The sequence below is a fragment of the Brachybacterium sp. ACRRE genome (assembly GCF_022346485.1).
Taxonomy (GTDB): domain Bacteria; phylum Actinomycetota; class Actinomycetes; order Actinomycetales; family Dermabacteraceae; genus Brachybacterium; species Brachybacterium halotolerans.
Map to the genome: position 1 here is coordinate 101,440 of NZ_JAKRMO010000001.1, position 18,948 is coordinate 120,387.

The following is an 18,948-nucleotide window of genomic DNA, read 5'->3' on the forward strand; positions in this document are numbered from 1 at the left end:
GGCCGCGCCCGGCAGAGTCCATCGAACCCGAGACGTGAGGACACCATGTCGCTCATCCGCCGCATCGCCCGCCCTGCTCTCGCCGCCCCCTTCATCTTCGAGGGCGTGCGCACCGCGATCTCCCCCGAGCGTGAGATCGAGGTCGCGCCCTCCGCCTTCGCCCAGGTCGACAAGGCCCTCGAGAGCTCGTCGGCCCCCTCCTTCGTCGACTCCCGCACCGTGCTGCGCGCCACCGGCGCCGTCGCCGCCGTCGCGGGCCTCGCCTACGCGACCGGCCGGGCGCCCCGCACCGCCGCCGGCGTGTTGCTCGTGACCACGAGCGTGGGCCTGGCCGGGCGCAAGAAGGTCTGGCAGCTGCGCGGCGAGGAGCGCATGGACGAGATCAAGTCGATCCTGGCCGACGTCGGCCTGCTGGGCGGCGTGATGATCGCGGTGCTGGACCGCGAGGGCCGCCCGTCGCTGGGCTACCAGTGGGGCCAGTTCGTCGAGCGCAGCCAGAAGAAGGCCGCCGCCACCCAGCGCGATCTGGAGAAGAAGGCCGACGCGCTGACGAAGAAGGCGGGCAGCTCCTCGGGCTCGCTCTCGAAGAAGGCGAGCAAGAAGGCCGACGAGCTGAGCAAGAAGGCCTCGAAGACGGCCGACGAGGTCGCCAAGCAGGCCAGGAAGTCCACCGAGAAGCTCGCGGACCAGCTCGGCTGATCGATGTCGGAGGTCACCTGGACCGCCCCCGTCGCGGGCGGTCCCGTGGACGCGCTCGTGCGCGTGCCCGGTTCGAAATCGCTCACGGCCCGCTGGATGATGCTCTCGGCGATCGCCGACGCCCCGACCGCGCTCACGGGGGTGCTGGTCTCCCGTGACACGCGCCTGATGCGCGATGCCCTCGAGCGCCTGGGGGCGACCCTGAGCGTCGAGGGCGAGGCGCTGCGGGTCACCCCGATCCCGCCGCCCGCGGAGCATGCCGAGGGGCCGGTCGAGATCCACACGGGTCTCGCGGGCACCGTCATGCGCTTCGTCCCCCTGCTCGCGGCCCTGCACCACGGCGACGTCTCCTTCACCGGGGACGAGTCGGCGCTGCTGCGGCCGATGGGACCGGCGATCCAGGCGCTGCGATCCCTCGGCGTCGAGGTCACCGAGACGGGCGAGCCCGGGCACCTGCCGTTCGTCGTCCACGGACGCGGGCGCCTGGCCGGCGGGAGCATCGACGTGGACGCGTCGGCCTCGAGCCAGTTCATCTCGAACCTGCTGCTGGTCGGCGCGCGCTGCGAGCAGGATCTGCGGGTGCGGCACGTCGGGGACTCCCTGCCCTCGCTCCCCCACATCGAGATGACGATGACGGAGATGCGCCGCGCGGGCATCGACGTCTCCCACAGCCAGGAGGCTGACGGCACCCACGTGTGGACCGTCCGCTCCGGGCCGATCGCCTTCGGCGACGTGCGCATCGAGCCCGACCTCTCCAACGCGGGCCCGTTCCTGGCCGCCGCGCTGGTCGCCGGCGGGGAGATCGAGATCGCCGACTGGCCCCGTCGCACCGACCAGCCGGGCGACGCCTTCCGCACTCTGCTCGCCCGCATGGGCGGGGAGTTCTGGCGCGAGGACGAGGACGTGTGCGTGCGCGGCACCGGCGTCATCCACGGGATCGACGCGGACCTCTCGGCGACCGGCGAGCTGACGCCCACGATCGCCGCCCTCGCCGCTCTCGCGGACTCCCCCAGCCATCTGCGCGGCATCAAGCATCTGCGCGGCCACGAGACCGACCGCATCCATGCCCTCGCCACGGAGCTCTCGAAGCTGGGCTGCCGCACCGTCGAGCACGAGGGGTCCCTCGAGATCCATCCCGGGCCGCTCACCGGCTGCGAGTTCGAGACCTACCAGGACCATCGCATGGCGACCGCGGGCGCGATCATCGGCCTCCGCGTGCCGGACGTGCGCGTGGTCGACGTCGCCACCACCCAGAAGACCCTCCCGGACTTCGTGGGCATGTGGCTGGCCATGCTGCACACGGACGAGGCGGGCGAGGCGCGGTGAGTCGCCGGATCCGCGACCTGGACGAGTCCGACGTCCGGATCCGGCCCAATCGCCGCGGCTCGCGGCCGCGCACCAAGATCCGCCCGAGCCACGACGACGCGGTCCCGGCGTTCGTCACCGCCGTCGATCGCGGGCGCTGGCGCACCGTCGTCGGCTCCGGGACGGCCGACGAGCACGTGGTCACCGCGATGCGGGCCCGGGAGCTGGGCCGCACTCCGATCGTGCCCGGCGACGTGGTGGGTCTGGTCGGCGACACCAGCGGGACCGAGGGATCGCTCGCGCGCATCGTGAAGGTGCACGAGCGCACCTCGTTCCTCCGGCGCAGCGCCGACGACGACGACCCGACGGAGCGCCCGCTGGTCGCGAACGCCGACCTCATGGTGATCGTCACGGCGCTCGCGGACCCCGAGCCGCGCGGCGGCATGATCGACCGCTGCCTGGTCGCGGCCTGGGTCGCCGGGATCGACGCCCTGCTGTGCCTGACGAAGTCCGACCTGCGCGACCCCGCCGGTTTTCTGGCCGAGTACGCGCCGCTGGGCGTCGAGCACGTGGTCACGCACCTGGACGCGGAAGGACGCGTCGTGGGCGTCGAGGAGCTCGCCGCGCACCTGCACGGCCGCACGGGCGTGCTCATCGGCCATTCGGGCGTGGGCAAGTCGACCCTGCTGAACGCCCTGGTGCCGGGCGCCGATCGGGCGACGGGCCACGTCAACGACGTCACCGGCCGAGGTCGCCACACCTCGTCCTCGGCGCTCGCGCTGCGCCTGCCCGACCAGTCGGGGTGGGTGATCGACACCCCGGGCGTACGGTCCTTCGGGCTCGGGCACGTCTCCCCCGAGGAGCTGCTCGAGGCCTTCGCCGATCTCGCCCCGCTCGCCGAGGAGTGCCCGCGCGGCTGCACCCACGCCGCCGACGCCCCCGACTGCGCGCTGGACGCCGCGGTCGAGGAGGGGCGCGCGGGCTCGGCCGGCCCGGAGCGCCTGGCCTCCTACCGCCGCCTCGACGAGGCGCTGCGCCGCAACGACCCCTGGGAGGCGTGAGCACGACGGTCGCGGGCGCGGCGGTCGCGGGCGCGGTGGTCGTGAGCGCGGCGGTCGCGGGCGCGGCAGTCGTGAGCGCGGCGTGGGCGGTGCCGGGAATCGGGGCGCCCAGGCCGTAGGGTTGGGCGCATGTCCTCTCGATTCGCCGATGATCTGCGGCTCGCCCACGTCCTCGCCGATGCGGTCGATCAGCTCACCATGTCCCGCTTCAAGGCCCAGGACCTCACGGTCGAGACCAAGCCGGATCTGACAGAGGTCACCGACGCCGACACCGCGGCGGAGGAGCTCGTGCGCGCCCAGCTCGCCCGCTCCCGCTCGCGCGATCAGGTGATCGGCGAGGAGTTCGGCTCCACCGGCCACTCCCCCCGCCAGTGGATCATCGACCCGATCGACGGCACCTCGAACTTCGTGCGCGGAGTGCCCGTGTGGGCGACGCTCATCGGTCTCGTCGAGGACGGCGAGACCGTTGTCGGCCTGGTCTCCGCGCCCGGGCTCTCGCGCCGCTGGTGGGCGGGATCCGGGACCGACGCGTGGACGGGCACGCGTCTGAACGCGGCGACGAAGATGCAGGTCTCGGACGTGCGGAGCATCGAGGATGCCTCGCTGTCCTACTCGTCGCTGCACGGCTGGGCGGACCTCGACCGGCTCCCCCAGATGCTCAACTTCATGCAGCGCTTCTGGCGCACCCGCGCCTACGGCGATTTCTGGTCGTACATGCTGCTGGCCGAGGGCGCGGTCGACGTCGCGACCGAGCCCGAGCTCAAGCTCCACGACATGGCCGCGCTCGTCCCGATCGTCACGGAGGCCGGCGGCCGCTTCACCTCGCTCGACGGCGAGGACGGCCCCTTCGGCGGCAACGCGGTGGCCACCAACGGCCACCTGCACGAGGAGACGCTCGAGGCCCTCGCCGCGCGCGACTGACGCGTCGCTCCGAGCGACTGAGCCGCCCCGGCGGCTCAGCCCCGGTGATCGCGCCCGGTGCCGTGTCCCGTCCCGCGGTGCATGCCGTGCCCCCGGCCGTGGTCCTCGCCGCTACCCTCGCCGCCGCCCTTGCCGCCGCTCTTCCCGTGCCCGTGGCCGTGGCCGTTCGAATCGCCGGGCCGCGACTGGACACGGCCGTCGACGAGCCATCCGGCGCGGGCGAACAGGGTCTCGCCGTTGGCGTCCTCGAGCGCGTCGTTGTCGGTGACGACGTAGACGCCGCCATCGTCCGCGACCGCCAGCGACTCGACCTTCTCCTGCGTCCATCCGTCGGTGGAACGCAGCAGCGGCAGCAGATCGTAGGGCTCGCCCTGACGCTTCACCGACGGCGGGTCGTGGCTCGCGCCCGTCGCGCCCGTGCCCGGCAGGGTGAAGGTGACGATCTGCTTGCGCGCGGCGTCGGGCCCGTTCAGGGAGTCGCGCTCGATGACGGCGAAGCGGCCGTGCCCGAGGTCGGTGATCGCACTGAGGCCCACCTGGTCCCCTGCGACGTCGGTGCCGCCGAGCCGGTAGCCCCAGTAGCTCCAGGTCTTCGAGGCGAGGTCGTACCGGGCCACGCGCGCGGTGTCGTCGGGGTCGCCGTCCACGACCCCCTGGATCACGGCGACCAGGGCGCGGCCGTCGGACGTCGCGGTGACGCCCTCGAAGCCGCGGTTCTTCAGACCCTTCGCCACGTCATCGGGCAGGGGCACGGTCTCGGTGACCCTGCCCTGCGCATCCACGTGCATCAGGGAGTTCTCGATGCTCCAGTCCCCCGTGTCCGCGTCGCGGGCGCCTTCCGCGGCGACCCATGCCGTGCCGTCGTCCAGGGCCGTGACGCCCTCGAGATCGGGCTCGAGCGGTGCGCCGTCGCGGGTCAGGGCGAGGCGCTCCCGGACGACGGCGGGCTTCGAGGATGCGTCGATCCGGAAGAGCGCGCTCGTGGTGAAGCCGCTGTCGCTCACCGAGAGGAACTCGCGGTCGCTGCCGGGCACCGCGCTGAGATCGCTGAGCGCGCCCCACGGGAGCGCGGAGCCGCTCGGATCGTCGGCCGAGACGATCGTGCGGTCCTCGTCCCTCCCGGCGTCCATGCGGTAGACCTGCAGGCTCGCGCGCACACGGGCGTCGGCGTCGTCCTCCTCGCTCGAGACGACCACGAGGTTCCGCTCCGGGATCGGGAGGATGCCCTCGGGGCCGGGCGTCGAGGAGAGCGCCTGCTGGTAGACGGGCGCGGCGGGATCGGTGACGTCGTAGACGGCGACATAGTTGCCGCGCTCGCTGCCCACGAAGGCGAGGCGCCGGTCGCCGTAGTCGGCCACGGCGAGCCCCTCGGGCTCGGTGCCCTTCGTGTCCGAGCGCGATTCGGGGTACTGGCCGATGCTCACGCCGATCTGCTCGAACGGGTTCCCGGAGTCCCAGGTGACCTCGCCGGTGCGCGCGTCGAAGATGCTCCAGGTGCGGCTGCCGCCCTTCCAGTCGCCCTCGTCGGCGGTGGCGACGTGCTCGTCGTCGATCCAGCCGATGCCGTCGGGCTCGCGGGGCACGTCGGTGATGGTGTCGGAGGCGTCGATGTCGCCGTCGTCCGTCGCGTCCACGCCCTTCACGGTGGCGGTGCCGGCGCTGAAGCCGCTCACGACCCTGCGCCGGTCGATGTCGACGATCGCGATCGCGTTGTTCTCCTGCAGCGTCACGGCGACGCGGGTGTCGTCGGGGCTCACCTTCACGTACTCGGGCTCGAGGTCCTCGGGAGCCACGGCGCCGTCGATCGTGCCGAGGTCGACCTTCTGCGCGTCCCAGCTGGAGACGGAGCCTTGGAGGTCGATCACCGAGAGCCAGCCGGTGGGCGCCTGCGGCAGGTCGCCCTTCTCGCCGCCCGCGGGGGCGGTCTCCTCGTCGCGCTGGTTCTCGATGGCGATGACGGCGGCGCGTCCGTCGGCCGTGACGTCGATCGAGTCGGGCTGCCCGCCCAGGTCGATCCTGCGCACCTCCTCGCGCGTGCGGGCGTCGAGGACCGACACGTGGCCCGCGGGATGGGCGAGATCGCCGTCCGTGTCGTCGACGACGACGAGGATCCGCGAGCCGACCGCGTGGACGGACGTCGGCTCGCCGTCGACCTCGGTCGCGCCGAGCGGCTTCGGATCGTCGGGGTCCGAGATGTCGGTGAAGCCCACGGTGCCCCCGGCGGAGTCCGTGGAGACGACCGTGCGGCCGTCGGACGTGACCGTGGAGATCTCGGCGACCGCGTCCTCGTCCTTCGAGGTGTTCGCGTAGGCGGGCATGGTCGCAGTGCGGGTGAAGAACGTGCCGTCCGTGCCGTGGCCCTCTCCGCTGCCGTGGCCCTTCCCGTGCCCGCTGCCCGCGCCGTGACCGTCGGAGCCGTGCGCCGGGACGGGCCCGCCGCCCTGGGCACGGGCGTCGTCCTGCCCGAACGGCACGAGAGCCGTCCCGCCCAGGCAGAGCGCCGTGCAGGCGCCGAGCACGGCGAGGCGGGGCAGGAGGACAGGACGGTGCGGCTGCGCGGTGCGGGGCATGGGGATGCCTTCCGAGGAGAGGTGGGCGGCGCGGCCGCGCCGCCGGGGAGGGGACCCGCCCATGGCACCAGGGGCGCATGACGCGGGGGTGAACGGGGTCCGACGTGCGGGCCGCCGGAGCGTGTCCGCGCACCCGGCCGATACGATGGCCGTGTTGTCCACGCGCTGCGCGGTCCGCATCCGTGCGCGCACGTCCCGTACACCGCGAAGGACCTGACCCATGACGATCAAGCGCGTCGCACTGCTCACCGCCGGCGGCTACGCCCCCTGCCTCTCCTCCGCCGTGGGAGGTCTGATCGAGCGCTACACCGAGCTCGTGCCCGACGTCGAGATCATCGCCTACAAGCACGGCTACTGGGGCCTGCTCTCCGGCGAGAAGATCGTCGTGGACGACGAGGTGCGCAAGCACGCCGGGATCCTGCACAACTACGGCGGCTCCCCCATCGGCAACTCCCGCGTGAAGCTCACCAACACCGCCGACCTCGTCAAGCGCGGGCTCATCCAGGAGGGCGAGGACGCGCTCGAGGTCGCCGCGAACAAGCTCAAGGCCGACGGCGTGGACGTGCTCCACACGATCGGCGGCGACGACACCAACACCACCGCCGCGGACCTGGCCAAGCATCTCCACGACAACGGCTTCGACCTGCAGGTCGTGGGACTGCCCAAGACGATCGACAACGACATCGTGCCGATCCGCCAGTCCCTGGGCGCGAAGACCGCTGCCGAGCAGACCAGCGTCTTCGCCCAGAACGTCCTCGCGGAGCACGGCTCGAACCCGCGCATGCTCATCATCCACGAGATCATGGGCCGCTCCTGTGGATACCTCACGGCGCAGGCCGCCGAGTACTACCAGCAGTGGCACGCCCAGCAGCAGTGGCTGCCCGGCATCGGCCACACGCCCGAGCGCTGGGACGTGCACGCCGTGTTCCTCCCCGAGATGAAGCTCGACATCGAGGGCGAGGCCGAGCGTCTCAAGGCCGTCATGGACGAGGCCGGCTGCGTGAACATCTTCCTCTCGGAGGGCGCGGGCATCCCCGAGATCGTCGCCGAGATGCAGGCCCGCGGCGAGGAGCCCGAGAAGGACCCCTTCGGCCACGTCAAGCTCGACACGATCAACCCCGGCCAGTGGTTCGCGAAGCAGTTCGCGGAGCGCCTGGGCGCGGAGAAGGTCATGGTGCAGAAGTCCGGCTACTTCTCGCGCTCGGCCAAGGCGAACGCGGAGGATCTGCGCCTCATCAAGTCCATGACGGACCTCGCCGTGCAAGTCGCCCTCGAGGGCGGCACCGGCGTGATCGGGCACGACGAGGAGCGGGGCGATCTGCTGCGCGCGATCGAGTTCGAGCGCATCGCCGGCCACAAGGCCTTCGACATCTCCCAGCCCTGGTTCGGTGAGGTCATGGCGCGCATCGGCCAGGACGTCGAGCCCGTCGAGGCCCACTGATCAGGGTCTCCCGTCCATGAGCTGGCGTCGCCGGCTGCGCGCGCTCGTCGTCCCTGTACGGCGGGCGCGCGTGCTGTCCGCGGGCCCCGCGGGCGTCGGCTTCCGCGTCGACGGCTCCGCGCTGGACCTCGACGCCCGTCCGCGCCAGGGCGCGTTCGGCGACTGCTGGGTGGCGGCGGCGATGCTCGCGGTCCACGAGGCGGCGCCCGCGCGCATCGCGGGGATGATCAGGGGGCACGACGGGTCGAGCAGCGTCGGAGTCCTGCTGCGCGGGGGCCGCGTGCGCATCGCGGTGGATCGGGCGATGCCGGTCGACGCACGGGGCCGCTGGGTGGGCGCACTCCAGTCCCGGTCCGGGGCCGAGGCTGGGTCCGGGTCTGGGGCTGGGTCCGGATCCGCACCCGGGGGCGCCGGTGACGCACCGGGGTGGCCGGGCCTCGTGGAGAAGGCCGCCGCGATCCATGTCGCCGGGTCCTATCGGTTGCTCGGTCGGGGGCTCGGACGGTTCGGCCTCCGGCTGCTCACGGGGATCCCAGCGCGCACGCACGTGCTGCTCCCCCGCCCCGATCGCCTGCGGGGATGGCTCGACGAGGGACGCCCCGTGCTCGCCTCCACCCACCCGCTCTCGCCCCGCGTGATCACGGCGCGCGGGCCGCTGCCGGCGAACCACGTGATGGCGATCGTGGGATGCGACCGGGCGACGGGCGAAATCTCTCTGCGCAATCCGTGGAGGCCCGACGAGCTGCTGGTCATCGACCGGCGGACGTTCCGCCGCGGCTTCCTCTCGGTCGACGTCACCGCCCGCCCGCTGCGCTGAGGCGGCCGGGCCGCGTCAGCGCCGCGGGTCCACCGTCGCGAAGGCCTCGAGCCAGGCGTCGGCCAGCAGGCGGTGCCCCGCGATCGTCGGGTGCACGCCGTCCTCGGCGATGGTCGCCGGGGTGTGGCCGGCGGCGTAGGCGCGCTCCAGCAGGTGCTCGGTGTCCACGACGGGGTGGCCGAACTCGCGGGCGAGCGCGCGGATCCGCGCGACCTTGGGATCGAGGTCCTCGTGAAAGCGGGCCTTCTCCTCGTCGATGTCGGCGACGAACGGGAGGATCAGCAGCACGGACACGCCCGGCCGCGCGCCCGAGAGCTGATCGAGCAGATAGCGGTACCCGGCCTCGAAGTCCTCCACGGAGGTGGGGTCGTCGCTGTCGAAGCGGCGCCAGGTGTCGTTCACGCCCACGTAGAGGGTGACGACGTCGGGCGCGAGGTCCAGGCAGTCCGGACCGAACCGCGCCACCAGATCGGGCACGCGGTTCCCGCCGATCCCCGTGTTCAGGACCTTCGCGTCCGGCTCATGAGCCGCGAAGTGCTCGGCGATCAGCCGCACATATCCGTACCCGAGGCGCTCCGGGTCCTCACGACGTCCGGCGTCGGTGATCGAGTCCCCGATGAAGACGAGGGTGCGGGCGGTGACGGCGGTGTCGTTCATGGGCTGATCTTCTCAGACCGCGAGGGCGCGCGCGGGTCCTCGCATCCCGGGGCGGTCCGAAGCCCCCGGCCCTGGCCCCGGCCCCGGCCCCGGCCCGGCCCGCCCTGGATCACGCTCACCGAGCCGGGTCTCCTGCGCGGCACGAACACGCGGACCGTCGGGCGCCCAGGGCACAACGGGAACGTCGTCGCAGATGTACGCGTGAGTCGCTCTGTCCCACACCCCTTGCTCCGCTTATGTGCCCCATCTAGTGTGCTTATGTGCGTGCGAGTCATCGACCCGCCGTGCGCACGACCGATCCGCACCCCACGCGACGGAGGACCCATGACCACCACTGCCACCCAGGAGCCGACCGCGACGACCGTGCGGGACACGGCCGCATCGAGCACCGACGAGCAGCACTCCGAGATCTCCCGACTCCCCCTCGCCCGGCGCGAGGAACTCCCCTCCGCCCTCCAGGAGCAGCTCGACGGCCTCGAATCTCAGCTCGGCTACCTCCCGAACTGGGCCGCCGCCTCCGCCCTCGCGGGCGAGCACGCGCAGCACCTCAACACCCTGCTGCTGGGCCTGCTCGGACGGAAGGGGGCGCTCAGCCAGGAGGACAGGGACTTCCTCGCCCTCGTCTCCTCGGCCGCCAACGGCTGCAGCTACTGCCGGCTGAACCACATCCAGTCCTACGGGAGGGCGATCCACGACCACGCGCTCGCCACCCGGATCGGCCTGGACGACCGCGAGGTGGCAGAGCTCGACGAACGTCGCCGCGCGCTGGCCGATTTCGCGCGCACGGTCTCGCTCGACGTGCATGCCCTCGGGGATGCCGACATCGCGGGGCTCCGCGCGCAGGGCCTGAGCAGCGAGCAGATCATCGAGGCTCTCTTCGTGGTGATCGCCTTCGCCGCCGGCAACAGGCTCACCATCGCCCTGAACGTGCTGCCCGACGCGCAGTTCTTCGACGCATGAGCCCCACCGCCGCGGCCACCACCAACCGGATCTCGATCGCCCTTGCCGTGCTGCCGGATCCCGAGACCCTCAACGCCCAGATCGCCGCGCTGAACAGCTGAACACCCCGCACCGCCCGCACCGCCCCGGGCCATGCAGAACCGCAGGAAGGAACGACGCCTTGTCGCGCATCCACCAGTCCATCGCCGAGCTCGTCGGCAACACGCCCCTGGTCGAGCTGAGCAACTACCAGAAGAAGCACGGGATCTCCGCGCACGTGATCGGCAAGCTCGAATACCTCAACCCCTCGGGGAGCGTGAAGGATCGACTCGCGCTGGCCCTCATCGAGGACGCCAGGGCGAAGGGGCTGATCTCCGAGGGCAGCACGTTGATCGACGTGACCAGCGGGAACACCGGGATCTCCCTCGCCTCGATCGGTCATGCCCTGGGACTCGAGTTCATCCCCTACCTGGAGCCGGGCACCACCCAGGAGAGGGTGGACATCTTCAACGGCTTCGGCCTGGACACCCACTCCTTCACCGACATCGAGGAGATCGCCGACTTCGAGGAGAAGGGCCTCGTCATCGACGACCTCATCCGCGGCATCACCCGCATCGCCGAGGAGCAGGGCTTCCACTACGCCGGACAGACCGTCAACGAGGCGAACCAGGAGTTCCACTACCGCACCACCGGACCCGAGATCTGGGAGGACACCGACGGGCAGGTGGACTACTTCGTGGCCGCCGCCGGCACCGCAGGGACGATCGTCGGCACCGGCCGCTACCTGCGCGAGCAGAACCCCGACGTCACGATCGTCGGCGTCCAGGCGGCGGACTCCTCCCGCCCCGACAGCGAGGACTTCACAGGGAACATCATCGACGGCACACTGCCCGTGCACGACGTCCCCGACGAGTTCGTGCCCACTCTGATCCGCTCGAACCTCGAGAACGGATTCGCCTTCGACGAGGTCATCGACGTGCAGGCGGAGGAGGCGTACCGCACCGCTCAGGAGACGGCCAAAACCGACGGGCTGTTCCTCGGGACCTCCGCGGCCGCCGCGCTGACGGCGGCCCTGCGCGTCGCCCGGCGACCGGAGGCCGAGGGGAAGAACATCGTGGTGATCTACCCCGACAACGGCTTCAAGTACCTCTCCACGGGGCTGTACAAGCCCCTGGGGGACGCCGCGTGACACCTCCGCCGCCGGATCCTCGCTCCCCCGGGTCCATCCCGACGGGAGGGAGCGGGCGCGTCGCCGGCCGCACCGCGTTCATCACCGGCGCGGCCGGCGGCATCGGCTCGGCGACCGCTCTGCGGCTGATCGAGGAGGGCGCCCGCGTGATCGCCGTCGACCTCGCATCCCAGCAGGAGACCCTGCGCCGACTGCGTGAGGACCTTCCCGATCCTGACGCCCTGCTCCCACTCGCCGCCGACGTCACCGACCGCGACTCCCTGACGGACGCCGCGGACCGCGGGGTCCGGGCCTTCGGTGCGCTCGACATCGTCTTCGCCAACGCCGGCGTGCTCCGTCCCGAGGGGCCGGTCGAGGACATCGCCCAGGACACCTGGGACAGCGTGGTGTCCATCAATCTCACGGGCGTGTTCCACACAGCTCAGGCCACGTTCCCCCATCTGAAGGAGAACCCGCGCGGCTCGAGCGTCGTCCTCGCCTCGTCGACCGCGGGCGTGCGTGGTGGAGCGAACTCATCCGCGTACACGGCGACCAAGACCGCACTGGTCGGGCTCGCGGAGACCTGGGCGCACGAGCTCGGCCCGTACCGCGGGCGCGTCAACACGACCCACCCCACGGCAGTCGGCACCGACCTGGTGCTCAACGCGGAGAACCTGCGCCGCTATCGGCCGGACCTCCCCGATCCCCGACCCGAGGACGTCATCGAGACGTTCTCGCGGGGAAAGCTCCTGGACACCCCATGGATCGACCCGATCGACGTCGCCCACGCGGTGCTCTTCCTCGCCTCGGACGAGGCGCGCTTCATCACCGGCGCCCATCTCACGATCGACGCCGGATCGACCATCCGGTGGGGCTGACCGGGAACGCTCCTCGCACTCGGTCCGTCCTGGCCCCGAGCACCACACCTCTGTGAAAGGAACTCACCCATGACCGACCCGAGACTGCAGCACCTCGTGGATCGCGCCGGCATCGACGGCGCGATCAACGCGTACTCCCACGCGCTGGATCAGCGCGCATGGGAGCTCCTCGAGGACGCCTTCCTGCCCGACGCGGAGATCGTGCTCATCGACCGTGCCGTGACGCACACACCGCAGAGCCTGGTCACCGCGCTCTCGAGGAACGATCGCACGCGCCTGAGCGGCCAGCATCTGGTGGGCAAGACCCGCGCTCGCATCGCGGGCGATGAGGCGCATGCGGTGACCGAGGCCCTCTGGACGACCCTGCAGACCACGGAGGATCCGACCGCGTTCCTGCTGATCCGCGGCACCGGCGTCTACGTGGACGACCTGCGCAGGGTCGAGGCGGGATGGAGGATCGCGCGGCGCGAGCTCGCGCTGAAGTCGATCACCCGCGATCTCGTGCCCCTCGAGGACGACGACCTCGAGAACATCCGTCGGACGCTCGCACAGGAGTGGCTGTAGGCCGGACGGGGTGTGACGCTCAGGGCCCTGCGGGGTCCGACGTCGCATCACCAGGGCATAAGTCGAAGGCCCCCGATCCGTTTCCGGATCGGGGGCCTTCTCTTCGTAGCGGGGGCAGGATTTGAACCTACGACCTCCGGGTTATGAGCCCGGCGAGCTACCGAACTGCTCCACCCCGCGGCGACATGTTCAACTCTAGGACACCCCCGATTCGGAGTCCAGCCGGGAGGGCGGGAACGTGTGCCATGACACGTCACCGCCTTCCGATGGCCCTGGTCAGAGGGGACTCCGAACCGCCGCGAGCATCCGCGCGGACGTCGGCCGGACCCACGGGCGCGGGTCCGGCCGACGCGGTCACGGTCGCGAGGTCAGTCCCCGCCGCCGTCGCTCGCGCCCCCGCCGTCGCTCGCCGCGCCGCCGGAGCCCTCGAGCTCGCTGTTGGCGTCGACCGCCCGCTGCAGAGCGTCGGAGAGCTCGTCCTGCGCCTTGCCGTAGGCGTTCCAGTCGCCCTTCTTCATCGCGGCGTCGGCATCCTTCGTGGCCTGGTCCATGTCCTTCAGCGCCTGGTCCAGGCGCTGCTGGGCGGTGCCGCCGGCCGTGTCCGACCCGGCGTCGCCGGAGCTGCCAGAATCCTTCGAGGAGTCCGAGGCGTCGCTCTTGTCGGCCTCCCCGCTCTCGGTGTCCACGGAGCCCGAGACCGCATCGCTCTGGTCGCTCTGGACCTTCGCGTCGCCCGCGTTCGCACCCGAGTCGCCCTCGAACACCTTGTCGAGCGCCTCGTCGAGCGTCGGCGCGAAGCCGATCTTGTCCCCGAAGGAGACCAGCACCATCTGCAGCAGCGGGTACTGGGTGCCGCCGCCCGCGGAGGAGGACTGGATGTAGACGGGCTGGACGTACAGCAGGCCTCCGCCCACGGGGACGGTGAGCAGGTTGCCGTTGATGACCTCCGAGTTCCCCGACTTCAGCAGGTTCAGCGCCTGCGAGACGTTGGGCTCGGCGTTGAAGGTGGCCTGGACCTGCCCGGGACCGTTGACGGGGTTCGTCGTCGGGAGCACCAGGAGGTTCATCTTGCCGAAGCTCTTGGCCGGGTTCCCTGCCTTGTTCCCCGTCTCCGAGTCCACCGCGAGCAGGCCCGTCATCACGTTCTGCCCGCTCTGCCCCTGATAGGGGATGTAGTTCGAGGACAGTGTGAAGCGCGGGGACTCCTCCCCCGGCATCTGCATCGTGAGGTAGTACGGCGGCTGCGGGGCCTGGGAGCCCTTGGAGCCGTCGGCGTTGGTCGATGCCTTCGCCGTCGGGTCCGGCGAGACCTGCCAGAAGTCCTGCTGGCCGAAGAACTCGTCGGCCTCCGTCACGTGGTACTTCGCGAGGATCTCGCGCTGGGCCTTGAAGTAGTCGGCCGGGTAGCGCAGATGGCTCATGAGGTCGCCGGAGATCTCCGAGGCGGGCTTCAGCGAGTCCGGGAACACCTGCTGCCACGACTTGAGGATCGGGTCCTCGGTGTCCCAGGTGTACAGGTTCACGCTGCCGTCGAAGGCGTTGACGGTGGCCTTCACGGAATTGCGCATGTAGTTGGCGTGCGCGTCCCGGTAGTTGTCGCTCGCGTCCTCCTCGGCGGTCTTGGAGTCGACCGTGGCGGAGTCCAGGTTCTGCTTCGTCGAGTACGGGTAGGCGTCGGTGGTCGTGTAGCCGTCGATCACCCACACCATCTGCCCGTCCACGACCGCCGGGTACATCTCGGAGTCCAGCTGCAGGAACGGCGCGACCTCCTTCACGCGCTCCTGCGGCTGACGGTCGTAGAGGATCTGCGAGTCGGAGTTGACGTAGCTGGAGATGACGATGTTGGGGTCGCGGAACTTGATCGCGTACAGCAGGCGGTTGAAGAAGCTGCCCACCTTCGGGCCGCCGTCACCGGTGAAGGTGTTGTTGTGCTGGGCGCCTTCGTTCTTCTCGTCGGTCCCGGTCTGGTAGTCGAACTCCTCGGGCTCCGAGCCCTCGGGCCCGCCGACGATCGAGTAGTCCGGGGAGTGGCGGCCGAAGTAGACGCGCTCCTCGAAGTCGCCCAGCTCGCCCTTGCCGGGGACACCGGACTGCAGGAAGTCGGGCTCGCCGTCGGAGTTGCGCTGGTTGCCGTAGGCGGCGGCGAGGCCGTAGCCGTGCGTGTAGACGATGTGCCGGTTGACCCAGCCGCGGCTGTCGAGGTTGAACTTGTCCGGCCGCAGCTCGCGCACACCGATCACGGTGTCCTGGAGGCGGTCGTCGATCGTGTAGCGGTCCACGCTGAGCACCTGGTCGAAGCCCCAGTACTGGCGGTTCGCCTCGCGCTGCTCGAACGTCGGGGAGACGATCGAGGGGTCCAGCAGCCGGATCTGCGCGGTGGTGTCGGCGTCCTCGCGCAGGGCGCCCGCCTCGGCTGTGGTGGACGCGGAGTACGAGGTCTCGGTGACGTCGTCGACGTTCCACGCCGTGCGCGTCGCCTCGATGTTGCGCTGGATGTAGGGCTGCTCGAGGGCGCGCTCGTTCGGGGTCACCTTGAACTGCTGGATGGCCCACGGGTAGGCGGTGCCCACCACGAGGGTGGAGAGCACCATGAGGCCTGCGCCGACGGCGGGGATCCGCCAGTCGGCCCGCCAGATCCAGAGCACGAAGAGGGCCGCGACGATGACCGCGGCGATCGCGAGGATCGTCTGGGCGGGCAGGATCGCGTGGACGTCCGTGTAGGAGGCTCCGTCGAAGCGGTCGTGCTCGCCGGTGAGCATGCCGTAGCGGTGGAACCAGTGGCCCACGCCCAGCAGCAGCACGTAGACGGCGGCGAGGATCCCGAGGTGGCGACGCGCCGTCGTGGTGACCTCGAGGCCGCTCTCCTGCGTCCAGCTGATCCCGCCGTACACGAAGTGCCCGGCCACGGCCGCGACTGCGGAGACCAGCACCATGAACTGCAGGAACGAGATGATCATCGTGATCACCGGCAGCGTGAACACGTAGAAGCCGACGTCCAGGCCGAACACCGCGTCGGTGCTGCCGTAGGACTGGGGGTGCAGGAACAGCTGCACGTCCTGCCAGCGTCGGGTCGCGGCGAGACCGGCGAAGGCGCCGATGACGATGGGCGCGACGATCGTGATGCCGCGGCGCAGCGGGTCCACGGCCGCGCGGAACTGCTCCATGGCCTCCTGCTCGCGCGTCACCGGCGGGTAGACCGGTCGGCGCGTGTAGGTCAGGCGCAGGGAGAAGTACAGCGGCACCGCGAACACCAGGAAGCCGATCAGGAACAGGAGCCCCTGCGTCAGCCAGCGCGTGGTGAGCACGTCGGTGAAGCCGATCTGGTCGAACCAGAGGAATCTGGTCCATACCGCGGAGGCGATCAGCAGGAGGATCACGATGAGCGCGAGCACGCCGATCGTGATCGAGAGCGGGGAGATGCGGCGACGCCTCCCCGACGAACCGGCACCGGCCGGCTGTGGTCGGGGTCGGGGCTGGTCGCCGAGCGGTGCGGAGAAGCTCACGGGGTCCTCTGGGAGAGTCGTGGGATGAACACCGCACCGGGGCTTCATCGCCGGGTGGAGGAGACGCCGCTCCGGATACAGTGTGTGGCCGACCGCGTGCAACGGTGGCCCTCCCATCTTGCCAGGTCTCCCCTGGAAGGATTGTGATGAGTGAGACTCCCCCTGGGGCCGATGCCCCGCACGACGACCTCGACCCCGCGCAGGCGGCCCTGGCCGGCGTGCTCCTGGAGGTGCTGCGCCACCTCGAGGAGCCGACGCTCGAGCGCGTCCACTGGTTCGCCCTCCTGCGCAGCGCTCAGCTGCTGGCCGAGCAGCCGGGGCTCGCGGCGCTGCTGGGCGATGACGTGGCGCTGAGCCTGGCCCAGGACTCCCGGCACCTCACCCCCGTCGAGCTCGACGACGTGCCCGCGGATTCCGATCCCCTCTCCTCGCTCTCGGCCCTCGCGTGGCCCGAGGGCATCACCGGTCTGGCCGCGTGCTTCGACCTGAGCGCCGCGCAGCGCGAGGAGCGCGCCCCCGAGGACTCGCTCCCCACCGGCGCCGGCAGCATGCGCGCGGCGGTCGCCGCCCTCGAGGACGGCACCATGTTCTGCGCGCTGCGCCGCGAGGGCCACAAGGAGGTCACGCTCGGCGCGCAGCTCCTCCCCGATGTCGTCGCGGCGATCCGCGAGGCCGTCACCGGGGAGGAGTGAGCCCGGTCCGCTGCGGGGACCCGGTTCAGAACGGAGCGTCGGAGCCGCCCGCTCCCTGACCGGCGAGCTGCCTGCTCTCGTCCTCCTCCGGCCCTGCGCCATCCGAGGAGCCCTCGGGCTGCGTGACGGCGGGCACATCGTCCCCGTCGTCGCCCACGACCCCGCGGAGGGGCCGCACCATGGAGGGCTGTCCACCGGTGAGGACCTCTCCGGTGGTGACGTCGACCGGCGGATCGTCGTGGCGCTGGGCGCGCGTCATGTGCGTGGTGCCGAACACGAGATCATGGCCCACCGCGTCCGCGCGCACCTGCATGCTGCGTCCCTCGGAGCCGTCCTCCCATGTCCACTCGGAATAGCTGAGGCGGCCGGTCGCGATGACCGGGTCGCCCTTCTTCACCGAGCGCAGCATGTTCCTGCCCAGCGCCTTCGTGCCGTAGATGTTGAAGAAGTCCGGGGTGGCGGCGTCCTTGAAGTCGTCGGTCCCCTTGTCGTAGTAGCGGCGGTTCACGGCGATCCGCACCATCACGGTCGGCTCGCTCTGGTTGTTCGTGACGTGGGCGTCGCTCGTGGCGTTGCCGCGGACGGTGACGTAGACATCCCTCATGCTCATGGCGGGTTCCTTCCTCAGAGGCGGGGCTCGGCCCGCCGTCGGCCCTCTGCCGACTCCCCCAGAGTTCCCAGCAACCGCGCCGACCGCCACGGACGCGGCAGGAATGGGGAAAACCGACGCTGGGGAGGACCCGCGGGGTCGAGGCGCGAACGCCGTGCCGGGAGCGGGTGGGGCGGCGTCCGGCGCATCGGCGCCTCCGCCTGGCCCCGTCGAGTCCACGAGACATGACGAGACATGAAGAGACCGGCGGTCGACTCCTCACGAGGAGTCGACCGCCGGTCGAGCTGATCGCTCGCCCCGCAGGCGGCGCCGGTGCTCGGGCGCCCGCGCGGGGGTCAGCGGATCAGGTGGGTCGTGGCGTCTCAGGCGCCGGGGTTGACCAGGCCCTTCGTGCTGCGCGCGTTCTCGAACCGCGCCTGGACATCCGCCCAGTTCACGATGTTCCAGATCGCCTTCACATAATCGGCCTTCACGTTCTGGTAATCCAGGTAGAACGCGTGCTCCCACATGTCCAGCTGGAACAGCGGCACCGTCGCGACCGGGATCCCGTTCTGCTGATCGTAGAACTGCTCGATCACCAGGTTCCCCGCGATCGGCTCGTACGCCAGGATCGCCCAGCCCGACCCCTGGATCCCCAGGGCCGCCGCCGTGAACTGCGCCTGGAACGCATCGAACGACCCGAAGTACTCGTCGATCGCGCTCGCGAGCTCACCCGTGGGCTTGTCCCCGCCCTCCGGGGAGAGGTTCTTCCAGAAGATCGAGTGGTTCGTGTGACCACCCAGGTTGAACGCCAGGTCCTTCGACAGCTGGTTGATCGAGCCGAAATCGTTCGCCTCGCGCGCCGCCGCCAGCTTCTCCAGCGCCGTGTTCGCGCCCTTCACGTACGTCGCATGGTGCTTGTCATGGTGCAGCTCCATGATCCGGCCCGAGATATGGGGCTCCAGCGCCGCGTAGTCATAGTCGAGATCGGGAAGCGTGTACTCCGCCATGAGGTTCATCCCTTCCATTCGAGGTCGCGGGGACCGCAGACGGGTCCCGCCGTGTCCTCCATCCTGCCACGTCGGCCCTGCATGCGGGCAGGACGCGTTCACACAGGGTCCGTTGTCGACGCGGCCGCAGCCAC

16 protein-coding genes and 1 tRNA gene are annotated in these 18,948 nt (G+C 70.9%); 11 read left to right on the top strand and 6 right to left on the bottom strand.

What is annotated here, in order from left to right; all coding sequences use genetic code 11:
- Window positions 1-45: 45 nt before the first annotated feature.
- The 4 genes from MHY49_RS00450 to MHY49_RS00465 all read left to right on the top strand — a co-directional run bounded on the left by MHY49_RS00450 (window position 46) and on the right by MHY49_RS00465 (window position 3,986).
- Window positions 46-699 (top strand): hypothetical protein, encoded by a 654-nt coding sequence (locus MHY49_RS00450; protein WP_239201626.1) that lies wholly within the window; start codon window positions 46-48, stop codon window positions 697-699.
- A 3-nt stretch (window positions 700-702) separates the two neighbouring features.
- Window positions 703-2,025: a 3-phosphoshikimate 1-carboxyvinyltransferase gene (gene aroA, locus MHY49_RS00455; RefSeq protein WP_228358161.1), complete on the top strand. Its 1,323-nt coding sequence runs from the start codon at window positions 703-705 to the stop codon at window positions 2,023-2,025.
- A complete protein-coding gene (gene rsgA, locus MHY49_RS00460) occupies window positions 2,022-3,065 on the top strand; it encodes a ribosome small subunit-dependent GTPase A (protein WP_239201633.1) in 1,044 nt (347 codons plus the stop codon). Before aroA ends, rsgA begins: the two co-directional genes overlap by 4 nt.
- Window positions 3,066-3,194: 129 nt before the next feature.
- Entirely contained in the window at window positions 3,195-3,986 is a 792-nt protein-coding gene (locus MHY49_RS00465; protein ID WP_239201634.1) for an inositol monophosphatase family protein, read from the top strand.
- Window positions 3,987-4,021: 35 nt separating this feature from the next.
- Here the strand turns inward: MHY49_RS00465 and MHY49_RS00470 are convergent, their stop codons facing one another.
- The gene (locus MHY49_RS00470) at window positions 4,022-6,556 is read right to left on the bottom strand and encodes an esterase-like activity of phytase family protein (RefSeq protein WP_239201637.1); all 2,535 of its coding nucleotides are present in this window, start codon (window positions 6,554-6,556) and stop codon (window positions 4,022-4,024) included.
- Window positions 6,557-6,776: 220 nt separating this feature from the next.
- Between MHY49_RS00470 and MHY49_RS00475 the strand changes: the two genes are divergently transcribed.
- Complete coding sequence (locus tag MHY49_RS00475; RefSeq protein ID WP_239201639.1) at window positions 6,777-7,997, top strand: pyrophosphate--fructose-6-phosphate 1-phosphotransferase; 1,221 nt, start codon at window positions 6,777-6,779, stop codon at window positions 7,995-7,997.
- Window positions 7,998-8,013: 16 nt separating this feature from the next.
- The gene (locus tag MHY49_RS00480; protein WP_239201641.1) at window positions 8,014-8,814 is read left to right on the top strand and encodes a crotonobetainyl-CoA--carnitine CoA-transferase; all 801 of its coding nucleotides are present in this window, start codon (window positions 8,014-8,016) and stop codon (window positions 8,812-8,814) included.
- A 15-nt stretch (window positions 8,815-8,829) separates the two neighbouring features.
- Here MHY49_RS00480 and MHY49_RS00485 read toward each other — a convergent pair whose 3' ends face one another.
- On the bottom strand, window positions 8,830-9,471 hold the full coding sequence (locus MHY49_RS00485) for an SGNH/GDSL hydrolase family protein (protein WP_239201643.1): 642 nt from the start codon (window positions 9,469-9,471) through the stop codon (window positions 8,830-8,832).
- Between the two features lie 324 nt (window positions 9,472-9,795).
- Between MHY49_RS00485 and MHY49_RS00490 the strand changes: the two genes are divergently transcribed.
- The 4 genes from MHY49_RS00490 to MHY49_RS00505 all read left to right on the top strand — a co-directional run bounded on the left by MHY49_RS00490 (window position 9,796) and on the right by MHY49_RS00505 (window position 13,020).
- The gene (locus tag MHY49_RS00490; RefSeq protein WP_239201645.1) at window positions 9,796-10,431 is read left to right on the top strand and encodes a peroxidase-related enzyme; all 636 of its coding nucleotides are present in this window, start codon (window positions 9,796-9,798) and stop codon (window positions 10,429-10,431) included.
- A 160-nt stretch (window positions 10,432-10,591) separates the two neighbouring features.
- The gene (locus tag MHY49_RS00495) at window positions 10,592-11,599 is read left to right on the top strand and encodes a PLP-dependent cysteine synthase family protein (protein WP_239201646.1); all 1,008 of its coding nucleotides are present in this window, start codon (window positions 10,592-10,594) and stop codon (window positions 11,597-11,599) included.
- On the top strand, window positions 11,596-12,456 hold the full coding sequence (locus MHY49_RS00500) for an SDR family oxidoreductase (RefSeq protein ID WP_239201648.1): 861 nt from the start codon (window positions 11,596-11,598) through the stop codon (window positions 12,454-12,456). Before MHY49_RS00495 ends, MHY49_RS00500 begins: the two co-directional genes overlap by 4 nt.
- A gap of 69 nt (window positions 12,457-12,525) precedes the next feature.
- On the top strand, window positions 12,526-13,020 hold the full coding sequence (locus MHY49_RS00505; protein ID WP_239201650.1) for a nuclear transport factor 2 family protein: 495 nt from the start codon (window positions 12,526-12,528) through the stop codon (window positions 13,018-13,020).
- A gap of 106 nt (window positions 13,021-13,126) precedes the next feature.
- On the opposite strand, the gene MHY49_RS00510 is transcribed toward MHY49_RS00505, so the two are convergent.
- Window positions 13,127-13,200: transfer RNA gene (locus MHY49_RS00510), tRNA-Met, on the bottom strand.
- 188 nt (window positions 13,201-13,388) lie between these two features.
- Window positions 13,389-16,523, bottom strand: coding sequence for a UPF0182 family protein (locus MHY49_RS00515; protein ID WP_239201652.1), 3,135 nt, complete (start codon window positions 16,521-16,523; stop codon window positions 13,389-13,391).
- A 146-nt stretch (window positions 16,524-16,669) separates the two neighbouring features.
- On the opposite strand from MHY49_RS00515, the gene MHY49_RS00520 reads away from it, so the two are divergent.
- Window positions 16,670-17,215: a PPA1309 family protein gene (locus MHY49_RS00520; RefSeq protein WP_239201654.1), complete on the top strand. Its 546-nt coding sequence runs from the start codon at window positions 16,670-16,672 to the stop codon at window positions 17,213-17,215.
- A 25-nt stretch (window positions 17,216-17,240) separates the two neighbouring features.
- Here MHY49_RS00520 and MHY49_RS00525 read toward each other — a convergent pair whose 3' ends face one another.
- Window positions 17,241-17,825: a single-stranded DNA-binding protein gene (locus tag MHY49_RS00525; protein ID WP_239201657.1), complete on the bottom strand. Its 585-nt coding sequence runs from the start codon at window positions 17,823-17,825 to the stop codon at window positions 17,241-17,243.
- 362 nt (window positions 17,826-18,187) lie between these two features.
- Entirely contained in the window at window positions 18,188-18,814 is a 627-nt protein-coding gene (locus MHY49_RS00530; RefSeq protein ID WP_239201773.1) for a superoxide dismutase, read from the bottom strand.
- Window positions 18,815-18,948 lie beyond the last annotated feature (134 nt).